Origin of the sequence: Achromobacter sp. (genome assembly GCF_050285565.1) — a bacterium.
GTDB lineage: Bacteria > Pseudomonadota > Gammaproteobacteria > Burkholderiales > Burkholderiaceae_B > Achromobacter.
Window position 1 is genome coordinate 66,408 of record NZ_JBLZXG010000007.1, and the last position, 23,040, is coordinate 89,447.

Here is a 23,040-nt window from a genome sequence, read left to right on the forward strand (position 1 = left end):
GGCGGCAAAGGCGCGGGTCATAATCGTTGTTACTGACGTTACCGTCGTCCTGCTGTCTTGCTGTTGTTCTAACGTTGCACAATGCCCTGAGGGGCAGAGGAGGCATCATGAACACCGCGGTCATCATCAACCTCATCATCCAGCTTGTCGCCGGCGCGGCCGGGGGCAATGGCCTGGGCAAGATGCTCCAGCAGTTCAACCTGGGGCCCCTGGGCAACACCATCGCCGGCGCGATCGGTGGCCTGGCCGGTGGCTCCTGGCTCGCGCCGATGATCACCGCCGGCGCCAGCGCCGTCGCGACGGGCAACAGCGGAATGGATCTTGCCGCGATTGCCAGCAGCGTGGTCGGCGGTGGCGTGGGCGGCGCGGTACTGACGCTCATCGCCGGCATCGTGCGCAAGATGTTCGCGGGCCGCGCGCCCTGACACGCATCGCTCTTTCTCCCACCGCCACATAGATAAAGGAAACACGATGGGTCTGCTCAATTTCATCAAGGACGTTGGAGAAAAGCTCTTCGGCGCCAGCGAAGCCAAGGCGGCCACGCCCGACGAACTGAAGAAAGAACTCGACAAGCACGGCCTGAACGCCGATGGCCTGCAGATCTCGGTGGATGGCGACAAGGTCACCGTGACCGGCGAAGCCGCCAACACCGAAGCCGCCGAAAAAATCGCGTTGGCGCTGGGCAACACCGTCGGCGTGGCGGCGGTGGACAACCAGTTGAAGGTCAAGCAGGCCGCGCCGGAAGCCAAGATGTACACGGTGCAGAAGGGCGACAACCTGTGGAAGATCGCCGAGGCGCAATACGGCAAGGGCCAGGGCGCCAAGAACACCCTGATCTTCGAGGCCAACAAGCCGATGCTGACCAGCCCCGACAAGATCTATCCGGGCCAGGTGCTGCGCATCCCGCCCCTGTCGTAGGCAACGAACGGAATGGGCCCTCGCGGGCCCGTATCGCGGCGCAGAACCCCCTGCCTGCCGCGATGATTTGGCCAGGCGCAATGCCTGGCCATTTTTTTCTGAAGACCCCGGGGTCAAGGCCGGCGGACATCGGCAGGCCCCGGCGGGACGGCCCCGCCGCCGGGCGCTGCGCGCGCCGCTCAGCCCTTCATGAAGCGGCCCATGCCCTTCATGCCGCCCATGGCGCGCATCATCTTGGCCATGCCGCCCTTCTTCATCTGCTTCATCATGCCCTGCATCTGCTCGAACTGGGCCAGCAGGCGGTTGACCTCCTGCACCGGCACGCCCGAACCGGCCGCGATGCGGCGCTTGCGCGAGGCCTTGATGAGTTCCGGCTTGGCGCGCTCGGCGGCCGTCATGGAATTGAGGATGCCCTCGGTGCGGCGCAACTGCTTTTCCGCCTGGCCGCCTTGCAACTGGCCGGCGGCCTGCTGGAACTGGGCCGGCAGCTTTTCCAGCAGCGAACCCATGTCGCCCAGCTTCTTGACCTGACCGAGCTGGTCGCGGAAGTCGTTCAGGTCGAACTTGTTGCCCGACTTGATCTTGGCCGCCAGCTTCTGGGCTTCGGCGATGTCGATGTTCTTCTGGGCCTGCTCGACCAGCGAGACGATGTCGCCCATGCCCAGCACCCGCTGCGCCATGCGCTCGGGATAGAACGGCTCCAGGCCGTCGAGCTTTTCGGAGACGCCGACGAACTTGAGCGGCTTGCCGGTGACGTGGCGCACCGACAGCGCCGCCCCGCCGCGGGCGTCGCCGTCCAGCTTGGTCAGCACCACGCCGGTCAGCGGCAGCGCCTCGGCAAAGGCGCGGGCGGTGTTGACCGCGTCCTGGCCCTGCATGGCGTCGACCACGAACAGCGTTTCGACCGGCTTGACCAGGTCATGCAGCGCGCGGATCTCGCGCATCATGGCCTCGTCGATGCCCAGGCGGCCGGCCGTGTCCAGGATCAGCACGTCGTAGTGATGGCGACGGGCATGGTCGACCGCGTTGCGGGCGATGTCCTCGGGCTTCTGGCTGGGATCGGACGGCAGGAAATCGACGCCGACCTGCGCCGCCACGCTCTTCAACTGGTCGATGGCGGCCGGACGGTAGACGTCGGCGGACACCACCAGCACCTTTTTCTTGCCGGTCTTGCGGCCGTGCTGGGTGTGCTGGCCTTCGCTCAGCCAGCGGGCCAGCTTGCCGGTGGTGGTGGTCTTGCCCGCGCCCTGCAGGCCGGCCATCAGGATCACGGCGGGCGGCTGCACCGCCAGCGACAGTTCGCCGGAATCGGCGCCCAGGTCGCCGCCCATGAGGGCGGTCAGTTCCTTGTGAACCACGCCCACCAGGGCCTGGCCGGGGCTGAGGCTGCCGGCGACTTCTTCGCCCAGCGCCTTTTCCTTGACCCGCGCCACGAAATCGCGCACCACCGGCAGCGCCACGTCGGCTTCCAGCAAGGCCATGCGCACTTCGCGCAGCATTTCCTGGGTGTTGGCCTCGGTCAGGCGGGCTTCGCCGCGCAGCGTCTTGACGACGCGCGACAGGCGTTGAGTTAGGTTATCGAGCATGAGAGGCGTTTCCGCTTAAACTAGTTGATTGAACGGTGGCCGCAGGCGCGGATTGCGCACTGTCGGGCGGCATGCGCCCCCAGGCCCCATCCAGACAACGGTTTCTATGTCACTTGGCATTGTATTTCACACAGCGGCCGCCTTGGCGTACGCGGTGCTGGGGGGATCCCTCTGGATCCGCCTGGCGGGCGCCGGGGAAGTCGAACAAACGGGCAAAGTCGCCCGGATGTGCCTGCTGGGAGCCCTGGTTCTCCATGGAATCGGGCTGCAACAATCCATGCTGGGGGCCCCGCACCTGTTCATCGGGTGGGCGCTGGCCCTGTCGGCCGCCATCTGGCTGGGCATGGTCGTCTTCTGGCTCGAAAGCCTGCTGGTCCGCATCGACGGCCTGCAATTGCTGCTGCTGCCGGCCGCCACCCTGGCCAGCGGCCTGGCCGCGCTGTTCCCGCAGGGCCAGTTCGTGCCCCACGCCGACAACCCCTGGCTGCGCGTGCACCTGCTGATCGCCCTGGCCGCCTACGGCCTGATCACCATCGCCGCCCTGCACGCCATGTTGATGGCGCTGCTCGACCGCCACCTGCACCGCCCTCTGGACGCCCCCGCCGAACGCAGCATCATCGGCCGCGTGCTGGACTCGCAGCCGCCGCTGCTGGTGCAGGAACAGCTACTGTTCCGCATCATCTGGATCGGCTTCGTGGTGCTGACCCTGGCCGTGGGTTCGGGCTCCATCGCCTCCATGAAGCTCACCGGCCAGATCCTGCCCTTCGACCACAAGACCGTCTTCACGCTGCTGTCCTGGTTCACCTTCGGCGTGCTGCTGGCCGGCCGCCACATCTGGGGCTGGCGCGGCCGCGTGGCGCTGCGCTGGACCCTGACCGGGTTCGGCTTCCTGATCCTGGCCTACACCGGCAGCCGGTTCGTGCTGGAAGTCATTCTGCATCGAGGCTGACGTGGGCAAGCTGCTGTTCTGGATCGTCATCATCATCGGCGTGCTGTTCGTGGCGCGCATCGCCGGCCGCATGGCCGCCGCGCGCCAGGCCCCCCCGGCCAGCGCCAGGCCCCGCGCCACGGCCAGCACGCCCGCCGCCGGCGCGCCCGAGGCCATGGTGCGTTGCGCCCATTGCGGCATCCACCTGCCGCGTTCCGAAGCCCTGCTGCAAGGCGGCCGGACCTGGTGCAGCCAGGAACACGCCCGGCTGGGGCCGGCCGCGAAATAAAAGGCGGGCGGCAGGCTACCCACCGCACCGCGCCCGCAAGGGCCCGCGCCCCTCATTCGCCCCCTTTTTATATGCACGGCATAATGCATGTTGGATACCAACCTGCTCTCGTCCCATGCCCCTGCTTCTGGATCGACATGGCTGGCTGGCGCCGGCCCCGGGCGTTTCCCGACTGCCCTCCCCCAATTGCGACGCGCGTCCCCACGACGCCCAGGTGTCGCTGCTGGTTCTGCACAACATCAGCCTGCCGCCCGGACAGTTCGGCGGCCCCGAGGTGGCCGGCCTGTTCCTGAACACGCTCGACTACGCCTCCCACCCCTGGCTGGAACGCCTGCGCGGCCTGCGCGTATCGGCCCATTTCTTCATCCGCCGCGATGGCCGCATCGTGCAGTTCGTCTCCACCGACGCGCGCGCCTGGCATGCCGGCGTCTCGCGCTTCGCCGGCCGCGAACGCTGCAACGACTTCTCCATCGGCATCGAACTGGAAGGCACCGATGCCCTGCCCTACACTGACGAGCAATACGTGGCGCTGCGCCGGCTGACGCCGGTGCTGCGCGCGCGCTACCCCCTGGCGGCCGCCTCGGGCCACGAACACATCGCTCCCGGCCGCAAGACCGACCCGGGGCCCGCTTTCAACTGGACGCGCTTCGGGCGCGACAGCGGCTTTGCGCGGCGGCAATTGCCGCCCGCCTGACCCCTACAAGGAATGGTTATGTTGAAGATCTGGGGACGGCTGACGTCCGTCAACGTGCAGAAAGTGATGCTGGCCGTGCGCGAACTTGCGCTGCCGCACACCTTCATCGAGGCCGGCGGCCCGTTCGGCGTGGTCGACACGCCCGAGTACGCCAAAATCAACCCCAACCGCACCGTGCCCGCCATCGACGACGGCGGTTTCGTGCTGTGGGAATCCAACGCCATCGTGCGCTACCTGGCCGCCCGCTACGGCGCCGGCACCCTGTGGCCCGAGGACGTCTGCCTGCGCGCCGACGCCGACCGCTGGATGGACTGGCAAACCACCGAATGGCAAGGCGCCATGGGACCGGCCTTCCTGGGACTGATCCGCACGCCGGAAGAAAAGCGCGACCAAACCGCCATCGACCTGTCGGTCAAGCGCAGCAACGACCGCGCGCGGATTTTGGATCAGGCGCTGCAAGGCCGCGAGTTCATCGCCGGCCGCCACCTGACCATGGGCGACATCGCCCTGGTGTGCTCGGCGCACCGCTGGCTGGCGCTGCCGATCGAGCGGCCGGACACCCCGGCGCTGTCGGCGTGGTATCGGCGCGTGATGATGCGGCCGGCGACGCAGGGGGTGTTGACGTTGCCGTTGGAGTAAGGGGAAAGCGTCCCGACATCTCCGGACGAACAGAATCGCGGCGCGGAACGAGCCTGTCTCACTTCCTGCGGTCTTTGAGCCAGGCCCTGACGCGGCGTACCGACATCGTGACCTTGACGGACAACATGGCGGCGCTGAACAACCATCCCAAAGCCGCGCCAGCCAATGCTGCCCACGACAATACCGGCTTGATATCGGGGTCGCCCAGACTGCTCCAACCTATCCACGCAAGCGATGGGCAAACGAAGATCAGGCCCAAAACCGGCACGAAATAGGACATGTCCAGGCTTATCAAAACAAACCGCCGTCTGAACCCCGGCGTGCAGTGGAGCGTGGAGACCGGCAGGTCTTTGACAAGCTTTTTGTGTTGAACGTGAGTTACCGCGACCAGAATGATCCCCAGCGCCAGCGACAGCCATAAGAAACCGGCGCGAAACAGAGCCGGAATGGTCAGAATCGCCGTACCTGTCGACGCCGCAGTCAGCCTCTGGATCGCCCTCATGGTTGCTTCGTCGACGATGTAGCCGGGCTTGTTCCAACCCATCTTGCCGTAATAGATGATGGTGCCGTCTTCCAGGGTTTCGAACAGCCCTCTCGGTCCCAAGTTCATGTCCCATCTCGATGGACAATTCGTCCGCACGGTCGTGGCACGACTATCTCCCGCGCCCGCCGAACCGCGCCTTGATCTTGGCAAACAGGAAGGCGAAATTTACTGCCCATGCCGCAAAGGCGACGATGACGACCGACCATATCAAGATCGGACTCAAATGGGATGCGCCATCAAGCTTGGAAAATGCCAGCGCAGCGACAGCGGGCAGCAGAAAAATGTTAGGCACGATCAGGGCATAAGACATGCTTCTGCCGATCAACATCACCCTTTTCCTGAACCGGGGCCGTGGATAGAGCGAAACCGGCAGTGTCTTGATGAGTCTGTTGTGCCGAATATAAAAGGAAGCGGCCGCCACTGCTGCAAGCAGCAGCGCCGTCCAGCGATACCCCGCGGTGAACGCAGGAGAGATGCCAAAGACCGAAGCCGCAAATAACTCCACGTACAACCGCCGGATGGAACTCATGGCGGCCTCGTCCACGTGGTATCCGAGCGCATGACCATCACGTCTACCGTAATAGTAGATAGTCGTGCCGTCTTCCCTGGTCTCGAACAAGCCGGTGTATGTAAAACCCGAACGCATCACTATCTCCGAAAACCGTGCATCCCAAGTGTCTTCGCTTAGCCAAAGAACAGGTTGTCACTGTCGAGATAGGGGTAAATAACTCCCACCAACGCAGAGAACATTGACCCATATGGAATAGAAGGATCGGAGTAGTTTGTATATTCGATGAAGAAGTCCCCTGTTCCATCGCCGGTTCTGTCTCCCTCCAAACATACGGTGGTGGCCCGCCACCCAACGCCGTCCTCATCATGAGTGGCGGGCAAATACAGTCCGTAATGGTCCTCGGTCACATACCTGAGTTCTCCGGCATGCCCGGTGAACTGCCCTGTCCCGATAAACCGCATGGCCTGGTGCCCCTCAGTATTCAGGTCGCCATCCACGTTTGAAAAGTCCAGCACATCGGGCTCGATACGCAGCCCCCCATAGCCCCCCAAATAAGCCGGCTGGTAGTTCTTGAGGTTGAAATCGCGGGCCTCGCGAGCCGTGGTCAGCCCGTGAATGTATTTCGTCGTGATTTTCCCAGAGGCCGGATCGACGAAATCCCCGTCGTTGAAGACGATGCGATTACCGCCTCCGTGCACGACGAAGGTATCGTTGCCACCACGGCCAGTGAACGTCATTCCTCCGAGTACGTCGCCGACAAGGATGTCGTCATAGTCGCTACCGATCAGATAGTCGATATTGCGATATTCCCCCGGGCACCAGTCGCCGCAAGAACCGGATGTCAACTCCACCGGTGCGTACCCGCGAAGTTTCCCCAGGGCGCTTTCATGGGTAAGGAAATGGCGATTGACGTCATAGTCCTTGAGTCCAAAGGTGCTGGCCCGATCCGCAATCCACTTGTCCATGCGATCGTTACCACTTACAACGATGTCGACGCCCCACCCGTTCAAGGAGAAGTCCAGGATGTTGTAGCCATCGGGATTACCGGCAACCTTGTTGGACCAGTCGTAGGCGTTTTCCGGCATGAACCAGTTGATTGCATTGCCACCAACCATCTCGCTCGGGGTATCGTCGCCGATGAACAGATAGGACTTCCCATCCTCCGCCACGAATGACCTCACGCCATTCTCCGGTTCGATGTCTGCATAGTGCACAATCTCTGGTGGCCTCCGCAGGACTGAACCACTACCGTTGGCCTCAATACCTGGGCCATTGCCACTCACGATCCTGTCTGCGACGTCCGCAAGAATTGCGGGCAGGATCACCGCAGCATCTGGATAGTCATCCGGATGCGCGCCTATTTCCTTCATAGCCAAATAAAGCTGGTAATCGGAAAAAAACGTAACGCCATCATTGAAGGGCGATGCCTCGCCCTGCGCCGGCGAGCCAGCCTCAACGGTTGCAGGAGGTGCATGATGATCAGCTTCATCTGGTGATGGAGATGTCGCCGAAGGTGTATCCCCTGCGGCCGATACATGCTTTTCCGCACCAGCAAGGGCATCGTTGATGAGCTTGGCGGCCTCCCCTTTCAGTCCAAGCGTATCCAATAGCGTCGCAACGCCGATGTTGATGGCAATGGTCGCAACGGCGGCGGGCCCCTCGATAGCAATGAGCGCACCGGCCAATCCGGCCAGCGCGCCGGCGATCATCGCGCTGACCGCTACGGATGCCACCTCCGAGCCCACTGCAACCTTGGGATCCGTGCCAGAAGCGATATCTTTTTGGATTTCGCTCCAACTGAAGACGCTCTGCATAAAGTAAGCATGGGTACGCGCCATCGCCTTGAGAATCTTGAAGGAGGACTCGTCCAGACTGCTTTTCAGCAAGTCTTGCATGTACCCCAACACTTTTCCCGTCTCTGGAATAAGCGCATTGACCAAAGGCTCCACCATCCCACGCGTCGTCTTCGGATCGTGGTAATACCTCGATTCCTCGCTGTAATGCGAAAAGTAATACGCTTCCTTTTGGTTGAGAATCTGCGCGATGTACCACGCGGGAACGATCCGGGGCGTCGAGAAGTAAGACCAGCCGATGCCGTCCCACAGCCCAGACCCTAATCCACCGCCCCAACTCGGCGGCTCCGGCGGATAAGTGCCATAAACGGTGATGGCGCCAAGCGTGGGCGTGGGCATGAAGCGGCTCCGGATCGCGAATCAATCAATAGCCGCCCGCAGGCACGCAGGCGACCGTCTATAGACATAAACGGTTGAGCCGCGATTTACAGTAAAAAAGAAGCCGCAATTCAGACCCGTTCTCAGGCACTAGCCCCCATCCCGCGATCCGGAGCACGTCACCGCCATCGCGGCAACAGCGTACAGCGCCCTACTCCACCCAAGGCGTGCTCGCCCAGATCTGCCGCAGCCGCCCATCATCCTGCTTCAAGCGTTCCTGCCACTGCGGCCCATCCAGATAATCCATCTCGGTGAACTGCTGCTTCATCTGCGCCTGGAACTCCGGATTGGCGGCCACCTTGCCCAGGGCCTGCATTCACCCGCCGGTTCCTTGAGGGTCGACACATCCGGCCCCAGCGGCGAGCGCGTCTCGCTGGCCTGGGCCCGCACACGTATGTTCTTGCCGTCGTAGGCATGGCTTCGGTCAGATCATGAGCGGCATCGCCCTGGTGTGTTCCGCGCACCGTTGGCTGGCGCTACCGATCGAGCGGCCGGACACGCCGGCGCTATCGGCGTGGTACCGGCGCGTGATGACGTGGTCGGCGAGGCAACGGACGTTGACGTTGCGATTGGGTAAAAGGGGAGACTAATTCTGCGGAATAGCAATCGCGCGAGACGATTACGTCCTGTGTCTGCCAACCCCTGCCTTGATCCGGGCAAACAGGATGGCCACATTCATTGACCAGGCTGAGACGACAGCCGAAGGGCGGGAAGGAGATCTTCCTCAATTCCGGCCGTCTTTGAGCCATGCCCTCACTTTACCGAGCGACCGCTTGATCTTGATGAAAAAAAGCGCGGCGAACGTCATCCAGCACACGACGACCACACCGAGGAACATCCACACCGCTACCGGATCTCTCTCCTGGTCATCCAGTGTTCGCCAGAACGCCACGATAAAAAACGGGAAAACGATTAGCAGGCTAGGGATTAACATCCAATATGATGCATTCCGACTGAGCAGCACCCAGCGCTTTTTGAAACCTGGGTTGAAATAGCAAGCGGAGACAGGCAGGTCCTTGACGATTTCCTTATGGCGAAGATGCGCACCAACGATCAAGATTACCCCGACCACCAGCGACAGCCACCAGAGGCCGGCGCGAACCATGGCGGGAATCGTCACAAGTGATGTGCCGGATGCCCAGGCGTACAACCTCCGGATGGCCTTCATGGCAGCTTCGTCAACGATGTAGCCGGGCGCGTTTCGACCCATCTTGCCGTAGTAGATGATCGTGCCGTCTTCCTTGGTTTCAAACAGACCCTGCATCTTCGACCCGATAGCCAATTTTTCCGCGCAACTACTCAACCGAAGAAGAGATTTGCGTCGTCAAGGAAGGGATAGATATTGCCGGTCGCATATTCCGACCACAAGCTGTTGTCGTTGGACGGGTTCAAATAATTGGTGTACTCCACGAAGAAGTCGGCCTCGCCGGAGCCGGTTCTGTCACCTTCCAGGCGCACCGTCGTCCAGAAGTAGCCTCCTTCATCGCCGGCCGTCTGGTCCGGGATGTTGGATCCATGAGAATTGTGGGTCACATATCTGACTTCACCGGCATGACCGGTGAAAGCATGTTCCCCGATAAATCTCATTGCCTGATATCCGTCGACGTTGACGTCACCGTCGAGATTGGAAAAGTCGAGGACATCGGGATCGAGCCGGAAACCGAAATAGCCACCCAAGTTCAGATACTGGGGAGCGTAGTGCCTTGCATTGAAGTCATCTGCTTCTGAGCCGGTAGTCAAGCCATGAACGAACTTCGTGGTGATTTCCCCACTGCCTGGAGAGGCAAAATCCCCATCATTGAATATCACACGATTCCCTCCGCCATGCAGGATGAAGGTATCGTTTCCCGCCCCACCGGTCATTGTCACACCCCCGAGCATGTCACCGATGATGATGTCGTCATAGTTGCTACCAATGATGTAATCGATGTTCTTATAGATATCATCGGAGAATCGAGCGCATGAACCGGCATTCAACTCTTCCGACGCAAACCATCCTCGTAGTAAAGGCAGGGCGTTGCCATATGTGAGGAAGTGATCGTAGATCCGGCCCGGATCAATGCCGAGCGCGTAAGCGCGATCCAAAATCCATTTTCCCATACGGTCATTGTCTTGGATGAGGATGTCGACACCTTTTTCGTTCAACGAAAAATCGAGCACGTTGTAACCGTCCGGACTGCCGATGATGGTATTGGCCCCACCATGATCGGCTTTGGGCATGAACCAATTGATTGCCTTGCCACCAATCATCTTGTTTGGCGTGTCGTCGCCGATGAACAGATAAGATCGTTCATTCCCTCCTGCGAAAGTCTTGACACCATTATCCGGGATGATATCGGCATATCGGACAGTCTCAGGTGGAGCTCGCATACTCACATCCTCACCGGCAAGGTCAATACCTGCGCCATCTTCGGAACCAATAGTCCCGGCAATGCTGGCAAGGATACCGGGCAGGAGGGCAACCGCATCCGGATACCGATCTGGGTGCTCGACGATCTCCCGCATCGCCAGATAGACTTGATAGTCGGAAAACTGCACTACCCCATCTTCAACGAAAAGTGGGCTTGGATGTGCAGACATATCTTCGGCAGGCGAGGGAAGCGCGCTTCGCTCGCCGTGTTGAAGGAAATTGGCGCCAGCAGCCGACGGGGGCTCGATCAACTGGGGATCTACATTGAATAGCGCGTCATTGATAAGCTTGGCTGCGATGCTCTTAACCCCGATTAGATCTGAACCAATGGCAACGCCGGCGCCTATTACGACCGATGCGGCAACGACCGGACCTGCCGCGGCAATGCCCAACGAGCCCAGTACCGCAAAGGCAATTCCTTCCGCGGCCAGATAGTTGAACATCAGCAGTGCCGCCTCGGAACCTATTGCTACCTTAGGCGGTACGCCTGCGGCAATATCCTTCTGAATGGCATTCCAACTAAATACGCCCTGAATGAATGCGTAGTTCTTGCGAGACATCCACTTCAATACCTTGAAGGCTTGCTCATCCAGATTGTGCTGCAGCAACGTGCCGATGTGCTTCAGTAGATGTCCAGTCTCCGGCACAATCGCATTCACCGCCGATGCGGCCAAACCACTGGAGGATGTTGGATCGCGGTAATACCTGGACTCCTCACCGTAATGGGAAGCGTAGTAGTCCTCCTTTCCCTTGATCACTGAGTCGAGGTATCTCGCATCACCCCAGATGGGAGGAGAGGAAGGCGGGCCCGCCAAGTAGTACAGCCCATGGTCCACGTCCCACAGCCCGGACTCCAGCGCCGGGCCACCCCAGTTGGACGGAACAGGCGCGGGCGCAGCCTCGGGCGTCGGTGCATCAACCGTCACAGTGGAATCAGGGACCTCGCCGGGCGGATCGGGGTCTTCGATAGGGTATCCCCATCCCCCCCAATCCCAACCCGTCAACCAGTCCCACTCAGGTCGCGAGTACAAGTCCCAATCCCACATTCCCCCCGCCCCGCCCCAACCAGACGGCTCTGGAGGCCAACTGCCATAAACGACAACGGGGTCAAGGGTAGGTGTAGCCATGATGCGGTTCCTGATCGCAGATCAATCAATAGCCGCCCATGAGCACGCAGGCGACCGTCCATAGACATAAACGGTTGAGCCGCGATTTACAGTAAAAAAAAGCCGCAATTCAGACCAGTTCTCAGACACTGGCCCGCGTCCCGCGATCTGGAGCATCTCGCCGCAATCGCGGGACCACCATCTGACGCCCTACTCCACCCAAGGCGTATTCGCCCAGATCTGCCGCAGCCGCCCATCATCCTGCTTCAAGCGTTCCTGCCACTGCGGCCCATCGAGATAATCCATCTCGGTGAACTGCTGCTTCATCTGCGCCTGGAATTCCGGATTGGCGGCGACCTTGCCCAAGGCCTGGCGCAGCTTCTCGGCGACATCCGCCGGCAAGCCCTTGGGCGCAACAATGCCGCGCTCGGACGCGAACACCAGGTTCACCCCCAGCTCCTTGAACGTCGGCACGTCCGGCCCCAGCGGCGAGCGCGTCGCGCTGGCCTGGGCCAGCACGCGCATGTTCTTGCCGTGATAGGGCATGACTTCGCCCAGGTTCAGGCCGCCGATCACGGTGTGCCCGCCCAGCACCGAACTTCGCAGCGGCCCCGCGCCGTTGTAGGGCACGTGGTTGAGCTTGGTGCCGGTCAGGTTCTGGAACAGCACCAGCGCCAGGTGATCATCGGTGCCCACGCCGGTCGAGCCATAACTGATCGACCCCGGCTTCTCGCGCGCCGCCTTGATCAAGGCATCCAGCGTCTGGTACGGACTGTCGGCGGCGACGCTGAAGGCGCTTGGGTCGCGCACCAGGTTGGCGAGATAGGTGAAGTCGGCGGTGGTGAAGCCGGCCTTGCGTTCGATCGGCAGCGACACCAGCCCGGGCATGTTGGTCATGGCCAGCGTGTAGCCGTCGGGCTTGGCGCGCGCCACGTACGACAGCGCGATAGCGCTGGACGCGCCCGGCTTGTTCTGCACCACGATGGTGACGCCCAGCTCCTTTTCCAGAAACACCGCCAGCGAACGCGCCGTCAGGTCGGTGCCGCCGCCGGGCGCGAAGCCCACCACCAGTTCGATGGGATGATCGGGCCAGGCCCAGGCCGGCCACGCGGCGCACAGCGCGGCCACGGACAGCGCGGCGCGAGCGGCCGCCTTGCGGGTAAAGAACATGGTTGTCTCCTGTGTGGGTAGTGCTGTTGTTATGCGTCGCGATGGGCCGGACCTGCCGGCCCGTCACGCGGGACGGCTGCGACGGCCGCCCCGGGTCAAATTGTTCCCTTGCTCCCTTCCTGCGCCTCGCGCCACGCCAGCAGGCGCGTCACGCCTTCGGCCATGCCCACTTGCGGCTGCCAGCCGATCAACCGCCAGGCCAGGTCGTGCGGAATATGGAAGGCGCCGCCCGAGGTCAGGCGCACGGTGCCCGGCGGATCCGGGCGAATCTCCGGTTCCAGGTCGCTGTTGCAGTAGTCCAGCACCAGCCGCACCAGCTCGCCGGTGGTGATGGGCGCCGGGCCGGACACGTTCACGGCCACGTCGGTGGCCTCGCTCTGGAACGCGGCGACGTTGGCGCGCGCCACGTCCGACACGTGCACGAAGTGCTTGGTATCGGTGCCATCGCCCGGCAGCACCGGGCGCTCGCCCTGGCGCACCCGGTCGTAGGTCTCCATGATGTAGAGCGAATTGGCGGCGCGGTAGTGCTGGCGCTCGCCATAGACCGTGGAATAGCGCAGCACCACGTAGTCCAGCCCGGCCTTCTGGTAGTACTGGCGGCACAGTTGCTCGCCCATGATCTTGGAGGCGCCGTACAGGATCGCCGCGGGCGGCGCGCCGACGGAATGGAACGGGCCGTTCTCGACCAGCGCGCCGGCGATGCCGCTGCCGTAGCCGTAGACCGCGTTGGACGAAGCGAACACAAACTTCTTCACCTTGTTGGCGCGGCAGGCTTCCAGCATGTTCTGCGCGCCGCGGATGTTCACGTCCACCGCTTGCCACGGCGTCTGCGCGAAGCCCAGCGTCATGTACGCCGCCAGGTGCAGCACGCCGTCCACCCCCTCGGTCGCGGCCAGCAGGTCGGGCAGGCGCATCAGGTCGCCGCGCACCACTTTCACGCGCGGATTGTCTTGCAGGTGGGCGATGGCCTCGGGCGTGCCAAAGGCGAAGTTGTCCAGCAGGATCACCTCGCGCACGCCGGCGGCCAGCAGCGCGTCGGCAGTGTGCGAGCCCACCAGGCTGGCGGCGCCGGCGATCAGGATGCGGGCATCGGCCAGCGGCAGCGCCGCGCTTTTCTTGTCGGTCGTCATGTGATTCACAGTCCCATCGGTTGATTGTGCATGCCCCAGTACAGGCTCTTGACCTGACTGTAGAGGCGCAGGCCATGCAGGCCCTTCTCGCGGCCGATGCCGCTGGCCTTGAAGCCGCCGAACGGCGTGGCGATATGCGATTGCTTGTAGGTGTTGATCCAGACCGAGCCCGCCTCGATCTCGCGCGCCACGCGCCAGGCGCGGGCATAGTCGCCGGTCCACATGCCGGCGGCCAGGCCGAAGGGCGTGTCATTGGCCTGTTCGATCACATCTTGCTCATCCTCGAACGGCAACGCCACCAGCACCGGCCCGAAGATCTCTTCCTGGCAGACGCGCGCGCCATTGCCAAGGCCGTCGATCACCGTGGGCAGGTAGAACCAGCCGTTGGCCAGCTCGGCGCGATCCGGCGCGGCGCCGCCGACCAGCACGCGGCCGCCTTCGGCGCGGCCGATATCGACATAGCCGGCGACCTTGTCGCGATGCGCGCGCGACACCAGCGGCCCCATCTGCGTGGCCGGGTCATCGGGCAGGCCCACGCGCACCTGGCGCGTGCGCTCCACCAGCGCCTGCATGAAGCGGCCGTAGATGGACTTCTGCACGAACAGCCGCGAACCGGCCACGCAGCTCTGGCCCGCCGAACCGAAGATGCCCGACACCACGCCGGCCACGGCGCGGTCCAGGTCGGCGTCGTCGAACACGATGTGCGGCGACTTGCCGCCCAGCTCCAGGCCGACCGGAATCAGGCGCTGGCCGGCGATGCCGCCGATGGCGCGGCCGGTCTCGGTGCCGCCGGTGAACGACACCATGCGCACGCCGGGATGCTTGACCAGCGCGGCGCCGACGTCTTCGCCGTGGCCAGGCAGCACCGTCAGCAAGCCTTCGGGCAGCCCGGCCTCGGCGCAGAGGCGGGCCAGTTCCAGCGCCAGCTGGGGGGTTTCCTCGGACGGCTTGAGCAGCACCGCGTTGCCGGCCGCCAGCGCCGGCGCGGCCTTCTGCGCCTCGTTCATGATGGGCGAGTTCCACGGCGTGATGGCCGCGATCACGCCGAACGGCTCGGCCAGCGCCATCGAGAAATACTCGCCGCGCGGCGAGGTCATCTCGTTCTGCCAGGTCTCGCAGACGGCGGCGTAATAGCGGAAATGCCCGGCCGCGCTGTCGACCATGTTCAGGCATTCCTTCCACGGCTTGCCGCTGTCGATCATCTGCAGCCGCGCCAGCGGCTCGCGCTCGGCGGCCAGGCGCCGGCCGATCTCGTACAGCGTGGCGGCGCGCTGGTCGGGGCGCAGCTTGCGCCAGGGCTGGCGCTGGAACGCGTCCCAGGCGATGGCGACGGCGGCATCCACGTCGCGCGGCTGGGCCCGCGTGACGATGCCGGCAACGCTGCCGTCGGCGGGATTGATGGAGGTGATGACGGCGTCGCCGTCCTGGCCGTGGCGCCATTCGGCGCCCAACCGGAAGGGCTTTGGGCTCGATGCTTGCATAAGGTCGGGGCAATCCAGAGGTCTCGGTAGACGCATCATCGACCCGCCGACTATTAGGCACAATTTGATATTTTTCTTATATTCTTAGCCTATGGCTATGAATATCAAGTACCGGCCCCTCAAGGCCTTCCTGCTGGCGGTGGATACCGGTTCGTTCACCCACGCCGCCAACCTGCTGGGCGTGACGCAGCCCTCCTTCACGGCGCTGATCCAGGATCTGGAGGACGTGCTCGGCCTGCGCCTGTTCGAGCGCACCACCCGCAGCATCAGCCTGACCTCGGCCGGGCAGGATTTCCACGCCCGCGTGCAGCGCCCCATCGCCGACCTGGAAGAAGCCTATCGCAGCCTGGCGGACCTGGCGGCGGTGCGGCGCGGCAACGTGACGCTGGGCGCGCTGCCCTCCACCGCGCTGGCACTGCTGCCCGTGGCGGTCGGCGCGCTGCGGCAACTGCATCCGGCGCTGAAGGTGCGCGTGGTCGAGGCCCACAACGACGAGCTGGTGGCCATGCTGCGCACCAACCAGATCGAATTCGCCGTCGGCGCGCTGGCCGAGCCGGCGCCGGACCTGTCGTTCGCGGCGCTGGCCGAGGACTGCTTCTGCGCCATCTACCCCGAAGGCCATCGCCTGGACCGCAAGCGCGGCCCGCTGCATTGGCGCGACGTGCTGCGCTACGACCTGATCCTGCTGTCGCAGGGCTCCAATGCGCGCCAGCAGTTCGACCGCGCGGTGCGCGAGGAAACCGGCGCGCCGGCCACCGCGCTGCGCTATGACGTCACCAACATGGGCACCGCCGCCGGCATGGTGCGCCAGGGGCTGGGCGTGAGCGTGTTGCCGCGCCTGGCTCTGCCGGAACTGAACCTGGCCGGTCTGCGCGCCGCGCCCCTGTGCGACGCCTCGGCCCGCCGCGCCATCGGCCTGCTGCACCGGCGCGACCGCTCGCTGTCGCCGGCCGCCCAGGCGCTGGCGGCGCAACTGACGACCGCCATGCAGGCCATCTCGCGGCGGCTGTTGCCATTGCCGCCGTTGAAGTAAACCGGGCGCGCATGCGCGCCCGGGTAGCGCCAGTCGCCCTGAACGCTGGCCCGGCCCATTGCGAACCAAGCCGGCATCCGCCCCGCCGTGGCAAGCCCGCCTCAGCCCGCCACGAACAACCTCCCCACGCGCGCCACGTCCGCGTCATCCAGCACGCCGGCCTGCCAGCGCAACGTCAGCCAGGACAGCAGATGGTCGTAGCGCGCGCGGTCCAGGTCGCGCAGCGCCTCGAAGCGCTGCCGTTCGGCATCCAGCACATCCAGGTTGGTGCGCTCGCCGCCCTGCACGCTGCGCCGCGTCGCTTGCACGCGCAGCCCGGCGGCATCGGCCGCCTGCTGGTAGGCCGCGATACGCTGGCCGCTGCTGGCGAAGGTATGGAACTGCCGCTCCAGGTCATCGAGCAGCGCCCAGGTGGCGGCCTGCAACTTGTGCTGCGCTTCCTCCTGCTCGGCCAGGGCCTGTCCGCTGGCCGCCGAGGTTCTTCCGCCCGAGTACAGCGGAATGCTGACCTCGATGCCGATCGACCCGGTGTCGTAGCGTTGGCCGATCTGGTTCTCGCCGTTGGAGTTGGTCAACTGCTTGCGGGCATACAGGCGCGCGGTGGGCAGATGCCCGGCGCGGGCGGCTTCGTAGCGCTGCCGGCTGGCCTGCAGCAAGTGGCGCTGCGCCTGGAGTTCCGGATTGCCGTCCAGCGCCAGCGCGCGCCATCCCGCAAGATCATGCTCGTCCACCGCCAGCCGAGCCAACCCGCCCAGGTCCACCGGCGCCAACGGCCGATCCGCCAACGCCGGCCCGACGATGGCGCGCAGCGCATTGCGCGCCTCGCGCAATTGGTCCCGCGCCTCGATCTCCTGCGCCTGGACCACATTGGCGCGCGCCTCGATCTCAAGCTGGTCGGTACGCGTGCCCTGCCCGGCCGCCACGAAGCGCGCGCTGCGGCGGGCGTCCTCTTGCAGGGAACGGCCCTGCGCTTGCGTCAGCGCCAGCGCCCGTTGCGCGGTCAGCACGGCGGTGTAGGCCTGCAGCACGCGCACCGCCAGCGCCTGCCTGGCGCGCGCCAGGGTCAGGCCCGCGGCTTCGGCGCGTTCGCGTCCCGCCTGGTACTGCGCGAACGCCGCCGCGTCGAACAGCGGCTGGCTGAGCGTGAAGCCCGAGGCATGGCTGCCATAGCGCGACCGTTGCTCCAACGTGCTCCAACGGCCTTGCTGGCGCGACGTGGTGTCGTTGCGGGCCCGGCTGTAGTGATAGCTCAGGCTGGGCAACAGACCGCTGCGGCCCAGCGACAACTCCTCGGCGTCGGCCCGCTCGCGCGCCCGCGCCGCCTGCCAGGTCGGATCAGCGCCCAGCGCCATGGCGTACGCCTGCCGAAAATCCAGCGCCTGTGCGCCCGCGCCCATGGGCAGCAACATCACCCACGCCAGCATCCCTGCCGCGGCCCGTCTCGACAGGCGGCTCATGCATCCCCCCACGCCAGCCGCGCGCGATCGAGCAACGGCTTGAACAGGTAGTTCAACAACGAACGTTCGCCCGTGCGCACGAACACCTCCACCGGCATGCCCGCTTGCAGCGGCGCGTCGCCGATACGGCGCAACTGCCCCGGCGCCACATCCGCGCGCAGGCGGTAATAGGGCCGGCCGCCGCGCTCGTCCTCGAAGCGGTCGGCCGACACCAGCGTCACCGCCCCCTCCAGGCGCGGCGTGCGGCTGGCGTCGAACGCCGTGAACATCAGCTCCACCGGCAGGCCGGCATGCACCTTGTCGATGGACTCCACCGGCAGGCGCCCCTCCACCACCAGCGGCTGATCCTGGGGCACGATCTCCATCAGGCGCGAACCCGGCTGCACCACGCCGCCGACCGTATGGATCGCCAGGGCCACCACGGTGCCGCTGGCCGGCGCGCGGATCTCGCTGTGCGCCAGATCGAACCGCGCCGTATCCAGTTTCTGCGTCAACTGTTCGCGCTGCACGCGGGTTTCCGCCAGGTCCGTGCGCACTTCGCGCTGGAACGCATCGCGCCGCTGCTGCGCGCGCACGCCCAGTTCGGCGATCTGCTGGCGCGTCTGTCCCAGCGTGCCCAGATCCGTCGCCATGTCGCCGTCCAGTTGCGCCAGGGACCGCTCCAGTTCCAGCACCCGATTGCGCGGCACATAGCCTTCGCGGGCCAACTCGCGCAGATTGCCCAACTGCTCGCGCAGCAGGGCGCGCTGCGTGCGCTTGTGCGCCAGCGTCGCCTCCAGACCGCCGGCCAGGGCGCGGCTGCCGGACAGCGTGGCCTGGATGCTGGCCAGTTCGCCCGCCAGCGCCGCGCGGCGGCTGGCGAACAACTGGCGTTCCATTTCCAGGGCGCCGATGGCGTCGGCATCGGCGCTCTCGGCCGGGACTGCCAGGTCGTCGCGACCATCGCGCTCGGCCAGCAGCCGGGCCTCGCGGGCGGTCACGGCCGCCAACTGCGTGCGCAGGCTGCGCGCCTCGCCGCGCACCCGCGTATCGTCCAGCCGCACCAGGGCCTGGCCGGCTTGCACGGTATCGCCCTCGGCCACCAGCAAGGCGCTGACCAAGCCGCCTTCGATGCTGTCCACCGCCTGCCGTTCGCCAGTCACCACCACGATTCCCGGCATCGCCACGCCGTTGTCCAGCGGCGCCCACGCGGCCCACGCCAGAAAGCCGCCAAAGCCCAACGCCAGCACCCACCAGCCGAAACGCGCCGACCACCCGGCGGTAGCCATCGGATCGACCGCGTCGGGTTCGCCGGTGTCGCGTTCGGGCCGCAACACCAGCACGCGATTGCCTTCGGTGCGTCCGGTCATGCCTTGCCTCCGGAGAACTGCCCCGCAAACGCCCCGCCGGCCAAGGGATACACCTGAGCCACCGATGCCGGCCTGCGCGCCGACGGTGCGCACGCCGTGCCGCCGGCCCCGACCTCGCCGGCCACGCCAGCCGCCCCCGCCGGCCGGCTCGACGCCGCCATCGCATCGGACGCGCCCGCCCCGGAGGCCGCCGGGGCCTGCGTCCCGGCAGCGCCTTCCGGCGGCGGCCGCAACACCTCGCTGGTCGCGCCAAAGCGTTGCGCGCGTCCGTCACGCAGCAACAGCAGATGGGTCGTGGCCGCCAGCACCTTGGGCCGGTGCGTCACTAGCACCACCGTCGCGCCGATCTCGCGCAACCGGCCCAGCGCGTCGAGCAAGGCCTGCTCGCCAACTTCGTCCAGGCTGGCGTTGGGCTCGTCCAGCACCACCAGGCGCGGCGTGCCATACAGCGCGCGGGCCAGCGCGATGCGCTGGCGCTGGCCGCCCGACAGGCCCTGGCCGCCGGTACCGAGCGGCGTGTCATAGCCGCGCGGCAGGGCCAGGATCATGTCGTGCGCCCCGGCCAGCCGGGCGGCCTCGATGACGCGCCGCGCCAGTTCCGCGCCATCGCTGTCCGGATCGGGAAAGCGGGCGATGTTCTCGGCCACCGTCCCCGAGAACAGCTCGACGTCCTGCGGCACATAGCCCAACCATTCTCCCAGCCGCGTGCGTTCCCATTGCCGCAGGTCGGCGCCGTCCAGCCGCACCGCGCCCAGCCGCGCCGGCCAGACGCCCGCCACCAATCGCGCCAGCGTCGATTTGCCCGCGCCGGACGGGCCGATCACGCCCACCACCTGCCCCGGCTCCAGCGCGAACGACACATTCACCAACGTCGGCTGCGCCGCGCCGGGCGGCGTCACCGTCACGCCCTCCAGCCGCAGCGCGCCCTTCGGTTCGGGCAGCGTCAGGCCGGCGGGCTGCTTCGGATACGTTTCCAGCAGGTCCTGCAAGCGCCGCCACGCCAACCGCGTTCCCGCCCATTGCCGCCACGCGCCGATCACCTGGTCGATGGGGCTGAGCACCCGCCCCATCAGGATCGATCCCGCGATCATCATGCCGGCGCTGACATGGCTTTGCAGCACCAGCCACGCGCCCAGGCCCAACACCAGCGATTGCAGCGCCAGGCGCACCGTCTTGGACATGCTGGCGATCATCGCCGAGCGGCGGCTCGCCAACCCCTGACGCCGCACGTAGCCCACGTGCAACCGCTGCCAGCGCGACCGCAGCCGCGCCAGCATGCCCATGGCCTGGATGGCCTCGGCATTGCGCAACTGCCCTTCGGCCTCGATTCCCGCCCGCACCGACAGCCCGCCCGCCTCGGCCAGCAGCTTGCGCGACACCTGCTCGTTGAGCCACGCCAGCGCCACCAACACCAGGGCGCCCGCCAACGCCAGCGTTCCGACCCAAGGATGGAACAGGAACATCACCAGCAGGAACAGCGGAAACCATGGCGCATCGAAGAACGCGAACACCGCGCTGCCGGTCAGGAACTGGCGCACCGTGTTCAGGTCGCTGACCGCCTGCCCCGCGTTGGCCGGCACGCCCGCCAGGCCGCGCTGGAACGCCGCTTCATGCACGCGCCCCGCCAGCGCGGCGTCAAAGCGCGCGCCGATCTGGATGATGACCGCGCTGCGCGCGTAATCCAGCGCGCCCATCAACGCCAGCAGCCCGACGATCATCAGGCTCAGCATGACCAGCGTGAAGACGTTGCCGGACGCCAGCACGCGGTCGTACACCTGCAGCATGTAGAGCGACGGCGCCAGCATCAGCAGGTTGGCGGCAACGCTGAAGGCCGCCACGCTGACCCAGCCCGTGCGAAAGCGCGCCAGCAGAGATTTGATCTCCAACGCGCCCCCTTCCGGTGCCGCGCCCGCGCGCTTCTGGTCTTGCTGCATGGTGGTGTGTCCTTGTCCGGCCGGGGGTCGGGAGTTGCGGAATGAATAAACAAAAAGACGGTCGCGGCGGGGGAAAGTCCCGCCGCGACCGTGGCCCACGCGCCCGAGAAAAGCGCGGGGAAACTCACGTAAGGGTTAAGCCGCCAGGGCCAGGTCGGCTTCGGTGGCGAAGTTGTGGCCGACGAGGTCGGCGATGGACATGTCGACGTCCAGGCCGTTGTTTTCCAGGGCGGTAATCAACCCGCCATGCGTGCCGCTGCCAAGCCTGTCATCCGCACCGTCAACCGAGCCGTTCATCAAGCCCCAGATGACGTCATGGGTGTCGTTGGCTCGTCCCTCGGAGACGGCACCGACAACGGGTTGATCGAACGTGAACGTAATGAGAGGATCCACGATCTGACCTTTGGTCACGCCGCCCCCCAACGTAATGGACTCGATCGATCCCCACAGCGTATGCGAAGTCGGGCCGTCGCTCATGGAACCGCTGAATGGCGGGAAGTAGTAGTGCAGATCGCCCGTTGCCACGAACGCATAGTGCGCAGGGTCGTTGCTGCTATATGCATAGCTCGTGCCGCTGAAAAAGCTGAACCAGCCTCCACCGTAGAACGTGCCCGAGTTCGACGCGGTGACATGTTCCCCCGCCACGCCGTTCGTTTCGAAGACATGGAGCACCTCACGCAGCGAGCTTTCCGCCGTCGAGGCATCCGGAAGGTGGTGTTCGTCGAAATTACTGATGCTTACGGTCATATCGATACTCCTGGATTTCCAGTAGTGAACTTGTGCCGGGCCATGGCCCGGCCTGAACGACGAAGTACTGTTCATACGTCGCCCATGCGAATTAATCGCACGATTTCTGATGGAGCCACTCTCTAGCTACCGCATCACCACTTACCGGGGAGGACTGCGCAATACGGTCTAGGCTCGAAATAATCGGCCACTCTGATCTGCGGCCTTGCACCCACGAGGCGCAAGGCCGCAGCAACCGGATTACGCCGCCAGGGCGAGGTCGGTTTCGGTGGTGAAGTTGTGGGCGACCAGGTCGGCGATGGACTGAGTGAAGAAGTCGTTCCCCAAGGCCGCGAGCAGACCACCATGGGTATCGACGCCAGCCTTGGTGTCGTCGATGCCATCGACGTGACCGTTCATCAAGCCCCAAATAATGTCGTGCACGTCGTTACCCCGCCCTTCAGCAACGTCGCCGAAAATCGGTCCCTCGAACGTGAACGTAATCAGCGGGTCCACCATGTGACCAGCCTTGTCCACGCCGGCACCCAACGTGATCGAATCCAGCTCGCCCCATACCGTATGGGCGGTCGGACCATCACCCGCGTGGCCGCTGAAGGGAGGGAAGAAATAGTGTATGTCGCCCTCGGCCACGAAGGCATAGTTGGGAACCGCTTTGCTGGTGTAGGCGTATTCGGTGCCGTTGAACATGTTGCCGCCGAAGAAGCCGCCCGAATTCGGCATGCTGGTGTGTTCACCTTCCGCACCCTCACTTTGGAATGCGAGCAGCATGTCCTTGAGCGAGCCCTCCATCGTTGCGGCGCTGAGATGGTCATCGATATAGCTGATGAAAGCAGTCATAGTTGAAATTTCCTACAGATAAAGATTGCACCGGGAACAGCCTTCC

22 protein-coding genes and 1 pseudogene are annotated in these 23,040 nt (G+C 64.8%); 8 read left to right on the forward strand and 15 right to left on the reverse strand.

All coding sequences use genetic code 11. From position 1 onward, the window contains the following. Positions 1-107 precede the first annotated feature (107 nt). Both ACN6O8_RS15930 and lysM read left to right on the forward strand, forming a co-directional pair. On the forward strand, positions 108-425 hold the full coding sequence (locus ACN6O8_RS15930; RefSeq protein ID WP_427992004.1) for a hypothetical protein: 318 nt from the start codon (positions 108-110) through the stop codon (positions 423-425). 46 nt (positions 426-471) lie between these two features. After that, positions 472-918 carry a peptidoglycan-binding protein LysM gene (gene lysM, locus ACN6O8_RS15935; RefSeq protein WP_006385755.1) on the forward strand — a complete coding sequence of 149 codons (447 nt, stop codon included), beginning with the start codon at positions 472-474 and terminating at the stop codon, positions 916-918. A 179-nt stretch (positions 919-1,097) separates the two neighbouring features. Here the strand turns inward: lysM and ffh are convergent, their stop codons facing one another. Continuing rightward, positions 1,098-2,504 (reverse strand): signal recognition particle protein, encoded by a 1,407-nt coding sequence (gene ffh, locus ACN6O8_RS15940; RefSeq protein WP_006385754.1) that lies wholly within the window; start codon positions 2,502-2,504, stop codon positions 1,098-1,100. A 106-nt stretch (positions 2,505-2,610) separates the two neighbouring features. Here ffh and ACN6O8_RS15945 point away from each other — a divergent pair, with 106 nt between their 5' ends. From ACN6O8_RS15945 to ACN6O8_RS15960, 4 genes are all read left to right on the forward strand, one after another. Further along, positions 2,611-3,453, forward strand: a complete 843-nt coding sequence (locus ACN6O8_RS15945) for a cytochrome C assembly family protein (protein WP_427992005.1) — start codon at positions 2,611-2,613, stop codon at positions 3,451-3,453. Position 3,454: 1 nt separating this feature from the next. Beyond that, positions 3,455-3,721 (forward strand): PP0621 family protein, encoded by a 267-nt coding sequence (locus tag ACN6O8_RS15950; RefSeq protein WP_427992006.1) that lies wholly within the window; start codon positions 3,455-3,457, stop codon positions 3,719-3,721. A gap of 115 nt (positions 3,722-3,836) precedes the next feature. Further along, the gene (ampD, locus tag ACN6O8_RS15955; RefSeq protein WP_427992007.1) at positions 3,837-4,415 is read left to right on the forward strand and encodes a 1,6-anhydro-N-acetylmuramyl-L-alanine amidase AmpD; all 579 of its coding nucleotides are present in this window, start codon (positions 3,837-3,839) and stop codon (positions 4,413-4,415) included. A gap of 18 nt (positions 4,416-4,433) precedes the next feature. After that, positions 4,434-5,054 carry a glutathione S-transferase family protein gene (locus ACN6O8_RS15960; protein ID WP_427992008.1) on the forward strand — a complete coding sequence of 207 codons (621 nt, stop codon included), beginning with the start codon at positions 4,434-4,436 and terminating at the stop codon, positions 5,052-5,054. A gap of 58 nt (positions 5,055-5,112) precedes the next feature. Here ACN6O8_RS15960 and ACN6O8_RS15965 read toward each other — a convergent pair whose 3' ends face one another. The 4 genes from ACN6O8_RS15965 to ACN6O8_RS15980 form a co-directional block, all read right to left on the reverse strand. Continuing rightward, positions 5,113-5,664: a hypothetical protein gene (locus tag ACN6O8_RS15965; protein WP_427992009.1), complete on the reverse strand. Its 552-nt coding sequence runs from the start codon at positions 5,662-5,664 to the stop codon at positions 5,113-5,115. 43 nt (positions 5,665-5,707) lie between these two features. Further along, positions 5,708-6,244, reverse strand: coding sequence for a hypothetical protein (locus tag ACN6O8_RS15970; RefSeq protein ID WP_427992010.1), 537 nt, complete (start codon positions 6,242-6,244; stop codon positions 5,708-5,710). Positions 6,245-6,282: 38 nt separating this feature from the next. After that, positions 6,283-8,301, reverse strand: a complete 2,019-nt coding sequence (locus ACN6O8_RS15975) for a hypothetical protein (protein ID WP_427992011.1) — start codon at positions 8,299-8,301, stop codon at positions 6,283-6,285. 190 nt (positions 8,302-8,491) lie between these two features. Further along, positions 8,492-8,656, reverse strand: coding sequence for a hypothetical protein (locus tag ACN6O8_RS15980; RefSeq protein ID WP_427992012.1), 165 nt, complete (start codon positions 8,654-8,656; stop codon positions 8,492-8,494). 115 nt (positions 8,657-8,771) lie between these two features. Between ACN6O8_RS15980 and ACN6O8_RS15985 the strand changes: the two are divergent. After that, a pseudogene (locus ACN6O8_RS15985) lies at positions 8,772-8,930 on the forward strand (glutathione S-transferase); the annotation flags it as partial. Positions 8,931-9,064: 134 nt separating this feature from the next. On the opposite strand, the gene ACN6O8_RS15990 reads toward ACN6O8_RS15985, so the two are convergent. The 5 genes from ACN6O8_RS15990 to ACN6O8_RS16010 form a co-directional block, all read right to left on the reverse strand. Continuing rightward, positions 9,065-9,604 carry a hypothetical protein gene (locus tag ACN6O8_RS15990; protein ID WP_427992013.1) on the reverse strand — a complete coding sequence of 180 codons (540 nt, stop codon included), beginning with the start codon at positions 9,602-9,604 and terminating at the stop codon, positions 9,065-9,067. 35 nt (positions 9,605-9,639) lie between these two features. After that, positions 9,640-11,877, reverse strand: a complete 2,238-nt coding sequence (locus tag ACN6O8_RS15995; RefSeq protein WP_427992014.1) for a hypothetical protein — start codon at positions 11,875-11,877, stop codon at positions 9,640-9,642. 189 nt (positions 11,878-12,066) lie between these two features. Next, positions 12,067-13,026: a tripartite tricarboxylate transporter substrate binding protein gene (locus ACN6O8_RS16000; RefSeq protein ID WP_427992015.1), complete on the reverse strand. Its 960-nt coding sequence runs from the start codon at positions 13,024-13,026 to the stop codon at positions 12,067-12,069. Positions 13,027-13,121: 95 nt separating this feature from the next. Then, a complete protein-coding gene (locus ACN6O8_RS16005) occupies positions 13,122-14,156 on the reverse strand; it encodes an NAD-dependent epimerase/dehydratase family protein (protein WP_427992016.1) in 1,035 nt (344 codons plus the stop codon). 5 nt (positions 14,157-14,161) lie between these two features. Further along, entirely contained in the window at positions 14,162-15,637 is a 1,476-nt protein-coding gene (locus tag ACN6O8_RS16010) for an aldehyde dehydrogenase (RefSeq protein ID WP_427992017.1), read from the reverse strand. A gap of 97 nt (positions 15,638-15,734) precedes the next feature. On the opposite strand from ACN6O8_RS16010, the gene ACN6O8_RS16015 reads away from it, so the two are divergent. Next, entirely contained in the window at positions 15,735-16,670 is a 936-nt protein-coding gene (locus tag ACN6O8_RS16015) for a LysR family transcriptional regulator (RefSeq protein WP_427992018.1), read from the forward strand. 101 nt (positions 16,671-16,771) lie between these two features. Here ACN6O8_RS16015 and ACN6O8_RS16020 read toward each other — a convergent pair whose 3' ends face one another. From ACN6O8_RS16020 to ACN6O8_RS16040, 5 genes are all read right to left on the reverse strand, one after another. Then, on the reverse strand, positions 16,772-18,079 hold the full coding sequence (locus ACN6O8_RS16020; RefSeq protein WP_427992019.1) for a TolC family outer membrane protein: 1,308 nt from the start codon (positions 18,077-18,079) through the stop codon (positions 16,772-16,774). Positions 18,080-18,123: 44 nt separating this feature from the next. Beyond that, positions 18,124-19,476 (reverse strand): HlyD family type I secretion periplasmic adaptor subunit, encoded by a 1,353-nt coding sequence (locus ACN6O8_RS16025; protein ID WP_427992020.1) that lies wholly within the window; start codon positions 19,474-19,476, stop codon positions 18,124-18,126. Next, positions 19,473-21,410, reverse strand: coding sequence for a type I secretion system permease/ATPase (locus ACN6O8_RS16030; RefSeq protein WP_427992021.1), 1,938 nt, complete (start codon positions 21,408-21,410; stop codon positions 19,473-19,475). The genes ACN6O8_RS16025 and ACN6O8_RS16030 overlap by 4 nt, the downstream gene beginning before the upstream one ends. 135 nt (positions 21,411-21,545) lie before the next feature. After that, a complete protein-coding gene (locus ACN6O8_RS16035; protein ID WP_427992022.1) occupies positions 21,546-22,157 on the reverse strand; it encodes a heme acquisition protein HasA in 612 nt (203 codons plus the stop codon). Between the two features lie 240 nt (positions 22,158-22,397). Next, on the reverse strand, positions 22,398-22,994 hold the full coding sequence (locus ACN6O8_RS16040) for a heme acquisition protein HasA (protein WP_427992023.1): 597 nt from the start codon (positions 22,992-22,994) through the stop codon (positions 22,398-22,400). Positions 22,995-23,040 lie beyond the last annotated feature (46 nt).

Excerpts from the sequence above, each read along its gene's own strand:
- ACN6O8_RS15930 (WP_427992004.1), top strand. The coding sequence starts at position 108 with ATGAACACCGCGGTCATCATCAACCTCATCATCCAGCTTGTCGCCGGC.
- lysM (WP_006385755.1), top strand. The coding sequence starts at position 472 with ATGGGTCTGCTCAATTTCATCAAGGACGTTGGAGAAAAGCTCTTCGGC.
- ffh (WP_006385754.1), bottom strand. The coding sequence starts at position 2,504 with ATGCTCGATAACCTAACTCAACGCCTGTCGCGCGTCGTCAAGACGCTG.
- ACN6O8_RS15945 (WP_427992005.1), top strand. The coding sequence starts at position 2,611 with ATGTCACTTGGCATTGTATTTCACACAGCGGCCGCCTTGGCGTACGCG.
- ampD (WP_427992007.1), top strand. The coding sequence starts at position 3,837 with ATGCCCCTGCTTCTGGATCGACATGGCTGGCTGGCGCCGGCCCCGGGC.
- ACN6O8_RS15960 (WP_427992008.1), top strand. The coding sequence starts at position 4,434 with ATGTTGAAGATCTGGGGACGGCTGACGTCCGTCAACGTGCAGAAAGTG.
- ACN6O8_RS15965 (WP_427992009.1), bottom strand. The coding sequence starts at position 5,664 with ATGAACTTGGGACCGAGAGGGCTGTTCGAAACCCTGGAAGACGGCACC.
- ACN6O8_RS15970 (WP_427992010.1), bottom strand. The coding sequence starts at position 6,244 with ATGCGTTCGGGTTTTACATACACCGGCTTGTTCGAGACCAGGGAAGAC.
- ACN6O8_RS15975 (WP_427992011.1), bottom strand. The coding sequence starts at position 8,301 with ATGCCCACGCCCACGCTTGGCGCCATCACCGTTTATGGCACTTATCCG.
- ACN6O8_RS15980 (WP_427992012.1), bottom strand. The coding sequence starts at position 8,656 with ATGCAGGCCCTGGGCAAGGTGGCCGCCAATCCGGAGTTCCAGGCGCAG.
- ACN6O8_RS15990 (WP_427992013.1), bottom strand. The coding sequence starts at position 9,604 with ATGCAGGGTCTGTTTGAAACCAAGGAAGACGGCACGATCATCTACTAC.
- ACN6O8_RS15995 (WP_427992014.1), bottom strand. The coding sequence starts at position 11,877 with ATGGCTACACCTACCCTTGACCCCGTTGTCGTTTATGGCAGTTGGCCT.
- ACN6O8_RS16000 (WP_427992015.1), bottom strand. The coding sequence starts at position 13,026 with ATGTTCTTTACCCGCAAGGCGGCCGCTCGCGCCGCGCTGTCCGTGGCC.
- ACN6O8_RS16005 (WP_427992016.1), bottom strand. The coding sequence starts at position 14,156 with ATGACGACCGACAAGAAAAGCGCGGCGCTGCCGCTGGCCGATGCCCGC.
- ACN6O8_RS16010 (WP_427992017.1), bottom strand. The coding sequence starts at position 15,637 with ATGCAAGCATCGAGCCCAAAGCCCTTCCGGTTGGGCGCCGAATGGCGC.
- ACN6O8_RS16015 (WP_427992018.1), top strand. The coding sequence starts at position 15,735 with ATGAATATCAAGTACCGGCCCCTCAAGGCCTTCCTGCTGGCGGTGGAT.
- ACN6O8_RS16020 (WP_427992019.1), bottom strand. The coding sequence starts at position 18,079 with ATGTTGCTGCCCATGGGCGCGGGCGCACAGGCGCTGGATTTTCGGCAG.
- ACN6O8_RS16025 (WP_427992020.1), bottom strand. The coding sequence starts at position 19,476 with ATGACCGGACGCACCGAAGGCAATCGCGTGCTGGTGTTGCGGCCCGAA.
- ACN6O8_RS16030 (WP_427992021.1), bottom strand. The coding sequence starts at position 21,410 with ATGCAGCAAGACCAGAAGCGCGCGGGCGCGGCACCGGAAGGGGGCGCG.
- ACN6O8_RS16035 (WP_427992022.1), bottom strand. The coding sequence starts at position 22,157 with ATGACCGTAAGCATCAGTAATTTCGACGAACACCACCTTCCGGATGCC.
- ACN6O8_RS16040 (WP_427992023.1), bottom strand. The coding sequence starts at position 22,994 with ATGACTGCTTTCATCAGCTATATCGATGACCATCTCAGCGCCGCAACG.